Raw genomic sequence first — 3,378 nt, 5'->3', positions numbered from 1 at the left:
CAAGGCGGCCTACGTCTTCAATGCGCTGCCGTCGAAGGCCGTTCGCACGGTCGACGCGCTGCGCGAGAAGCAGGAGTCCGCGGCCTGAATCCGGGCTTCGGCATAGCACAACCCCAATCAAGGAGAAACATCATGGCAAAGCTCAGCACTGAGGAGCTGCTCGACGCGTTCAAGGAGCTCACGCTCATCGAGCTCTCCGAGTTCGTCAAGGCGTTCGAGGAGACCTTCGACGTCACCGCTGCCGCCCCCGTCGCGGTCGCCGCTGCCGGCGCGCCCGCCGGTGGTGCCGGTGACGCCGCCGCCGAGGAGGAGAAGGACTCGTTCGACGTCGTCCTCGAGGCCGCCGGCGACAAGAAGATCCAGGTCATCAAGGTCGTCCGCGAGCTCACCTCGCTCGGCCTCGGCGAGGCGAAGGCCGTCGTCGACGGTGCTCCCAAGGCTGTCCTCGAGGGCGCCAACAAGGAGACCGCCGAGAAGGCCAAGGCCGCTCTGGAAGAGGCCGGCGCTTCGGTGACCCTGAAGTAATCTCGCTCGCGAGATCAGAAGGCCCCCGGGATCCGTCCCGGGGGCCTTCGTCATGGGTGGAAGGCGGGGTCCGGGCCGGCGGCGCTCAGCCTTGTGAGGCTCCGCGGATCAGATCGGTGTCGAGCACCGCCGAGCTTTCCGCATTGGCCGCAGAGGTCGAGCTTCGCACGATCAGGCGCGCGTGCATCCGGACGATCTGGAGCGGGCGGTCGGGGTCCGCGATCTGGGCCAGCAGCATCTCGACGGCGGCCCGGCCCTGCTCGCGTGGCACCTGCTGCAGCGTCGTCAGCGAGAACACCTCGGCGAACTCGTGATCGTCGATCCCGACGACACTGAGGGCGCCCGGCACGTGGATCCCGAGCCGCCGCGCCGCGATGATCGCCCCGACGGCCACCTCGTCGCACGTCGCGACGAGGGCCGTGGGCCGGCGCCGTGCGTCGCCGAGCAGGTCGACCGCCGCGTCATAGCCTCCCGACAGCGAGATCGCAGAACGCACGTGGTCGATCCGGTCGCCCAGGCCCGCCTCCGTCATCGCCGCGCGATAGCCGTCCAGTCGTTGCTTGTCGACATGGGCCCAGTGGGCGCCGATGCCTCCGCCGAGGAAGGCGATCGCGGTGTGGCCCAGGCCGAGAAGGTGCTCGGTCGCTCGCCGGGCGGCGTAGTCGTCGTCGATCGTGATCAGACTCGTCTCATCGCCGCTGCCTACCACGCTGACCACGGGCCGACCGATCTGCACCAGCCGCTCGATCTCATGGTCCTGAGGCTCCAGCCCGACGGCGATGAGTCCGTCGAAGCGCTTGCGGGCGAGGAAGTCGTCGAAGATGCGTCGACGCCCGGCCGTTCCCGGCTTCGCGTCGTAGAGGGTGAGGTCCATCCCGCAATCCAGCAACGTCTGCTGGATCCCTTCGAGCACCTCCGCGAAGAACCATCGGTTGACGTAGGGCATCACGACGCCGATGTTCTGCGTCCTTCCGGTGGCGAGACTCACGGCGCTCGTCGAGGGCACGTAGCCCAGCTCATCGGCGGCGGCACGGACACGCAGCCTCGTGGCCTCTGAGACGTACCCGCTGCCGGTGAGAGCGCGGCTCGCGGTGGCCTTCGACACGCCTGCGCGCGCTGCCACATCCGCGATCCCCGCCATGCTCTCTCCCTCGAGTCGAACGTTGGAACTCTAGCCGATAGGGCCCCGTTATGGAACCGGTTGTGATTCCATGGCGGCCCGGGTTTCCGCGGGAATCACGGCCGTTATCGGGTTGTGATGTGAGCGACGTTGTGGGTGTGCCGCGCATTCCATTAGCGTTACCTGGAATCGGTTCCCTATCGGGGTTCCGACGTGTCGCCCGGGGCGGTTCCGGGCGCTCAACGAGGAGGAAAACACATGGGGATGGCACAGCGTCGTCTACTCGCCCCTCTCGCCGTACTCGGCGCCGCGGGCATCGCGTTGGCAGGGTGCAGTGGGGGCCCCGGGTCCACGGGGAACAACAACAACTCGGGTGGTGCCGATGACAAGGTCGTGACCGTCTACGGCACGATCGCCGACACCGAGGCGAAGCTCCTCGAAGAGTCGTGGGCCGACTGGGAGAAGGAAAACGGCATCGACATCAAGTACGAGTCCTCGAAGGAGTTCGAGGCTCAGATCGCGGTGCGCGCGCAGGGTGGCAACGCCCCCGACATCGCGATCTTCCCGCAGCCGGGCCTCATGGCCGACATGGCCACGCGCGGCTTCCTCAAGGAGGCTCCCGCCGCCGTCGCCGAGAACGTCAAGAGCGGGTGGACCGAGGACTGGGCGAACTACGCGACCGTCGACGGCAAGCTCTACGGCGCTCCGCTCATGGCCTCGGTCAAGGGCTGGATCTGGTACTCACCGTCGTTCTTCAAGGACAACGGGTACGAGGTGCCGACCGACTGGCAGGGGCTGCTCGACCTGACGGCGCAGATCCAGAAGGACACCGACAAGGCTCCGTGGTGCATCGGCTTCGGCTCTGACGCGGCGACCGGCTGGCCGGGCACCGACTGGATCGAAGACCTCGTGCTGCGCCAGTCGGGCACGGACGTCTACGACAAGTGGGTCGCCAACGAGGTGCCCTTCACCGATCCGGCGATCAAGTCGGCGTTCGACGAGTTCGGCAAGATCGCGCTGAACCCCGACTATGTCAACGCCGGCTTCGGCGACGTCAAGTCGATCGTCACGACCCCCTTCGGCGACCCGGCGACGGCGCTGGTGAAGGGTGAGTGCGCCCTGCACCACCAGGCCTCGTTCTACGACGGCTTCATCACCGACGCCGGTGGCACGGTCGCCGCCGACGGGGACATCTGGGCCTTCCTGATGCCTCCGTTCGAGGCCGGCGGCTCCAGCAACGGTGCCGTCGTCACCGGCGGTGGTGAGATCGTCGCCGCGTTCGACGACTCAGAGTCGACCCAGAAGGTTCAGGAGTACCTCTCCAGCCCGGAGTGGGCGAACTCGCGCGTCAAGCTCGGCGGCGTGATCAGCGCCAACAAGGGTCTCGACCCGGAGAACGCGTCGAGCAACATCCTGAAGGAAGCCATCAGGATCCTGTCGGACGACACCACCACGTTCCGCTTCGACGCCTCTGACCTGATGCCGTCGGCCGTGGGCGCGGGTACGTTCTTCAAGGGGATGATCGACTGGGTGAACGGTGCCGAAACCGACACCGTTCTCCAGCAGATCGAGGCCGGCTGGCCTTCGCAGTGATCTGACACCGAGGAGTGGGGGCGGGCCCGCGGGGGGGCCCCCCAACCAACCCGCGGCCCGGCCGCCGGGGGGGTGGGGGGCCCCCCCTCCGGGCCCCCCCCACTCCTCGGTGTCAGATCACTGCGAAGGCCAGCCGGCCT

At 67.7% G+C, this 3,378-nt stretch carries 3 protein-coding genes and 1 pseudogene; 3 read left to right on the top strand and 1 reads right to left on the bottom strand.

Features of this window, described 5'->3' with window-relative positions:
* Positions 1-88 (top strand): annotated as a pseudogene (locus QM591_RS00965) (50S ribosomal protein L10); the annotation flags it as partial.
* A 44-nt stretch (positions 89-132) separates the two neighbouring features.
* Positions 133-525: a 50S ribosomal protein L7/L12 gene (rplL, locus tag QM591_RS00960; protein ID WP_067162486.1), complete on the top strand. Its 393-nt coding sequence runs from the start codon at positions 133-135 to the stop codon at positions 523-525.
* A gap of 85 nt (positions 526-610) precedes the next feature.
* Here the strand turns inward: rplL and QM591_RS00955 are convergent, their stop codons facing one another.
* Positions 611-1,666: a LacI family DNA-binding transcriptional regulator gene (locus tag QM591_RS00955; RefSeq protein ID WP_415128671.1), complete on the bottom strand. Its 1,056-nt coding sequence runs from the start codon at positions 1,664-1,666 to the stop codon at positions 611-613.
* 237 nt (positions 1,667-1,903) lie between these two features.
* Here QM591_RS00955 and QM591_RS00950 point away from each other — a divergent pair, with 237 nt between their 5' ends.
* The gene (locus QM591_RS00950; protein ID WP_415128669.1) at positions 1,904-3,238 is read left to right on the top strand and encodes an ABC transporter substrate-binding protein; all 1,335 of its coding nucleotides are present in this window, start codon (positions 1,904-1,906) and stop codon (positions 3,236-3,238) included.
* Positions 3,239-3,378 lie beyond the last annotated feature (140 nt).

Source organism: Microbacterium sp., from assembly GCF_047607225.1.
Taxonomy (GTDB): domain Bacteria; phylum Actinomycetota; class Actinomycetes; order Actinomycetales; family Microbacteriaceae; genus Microbacterium.
This window is presented reverse-complemented; position numbering and strand designations above follow the sequence as displayed.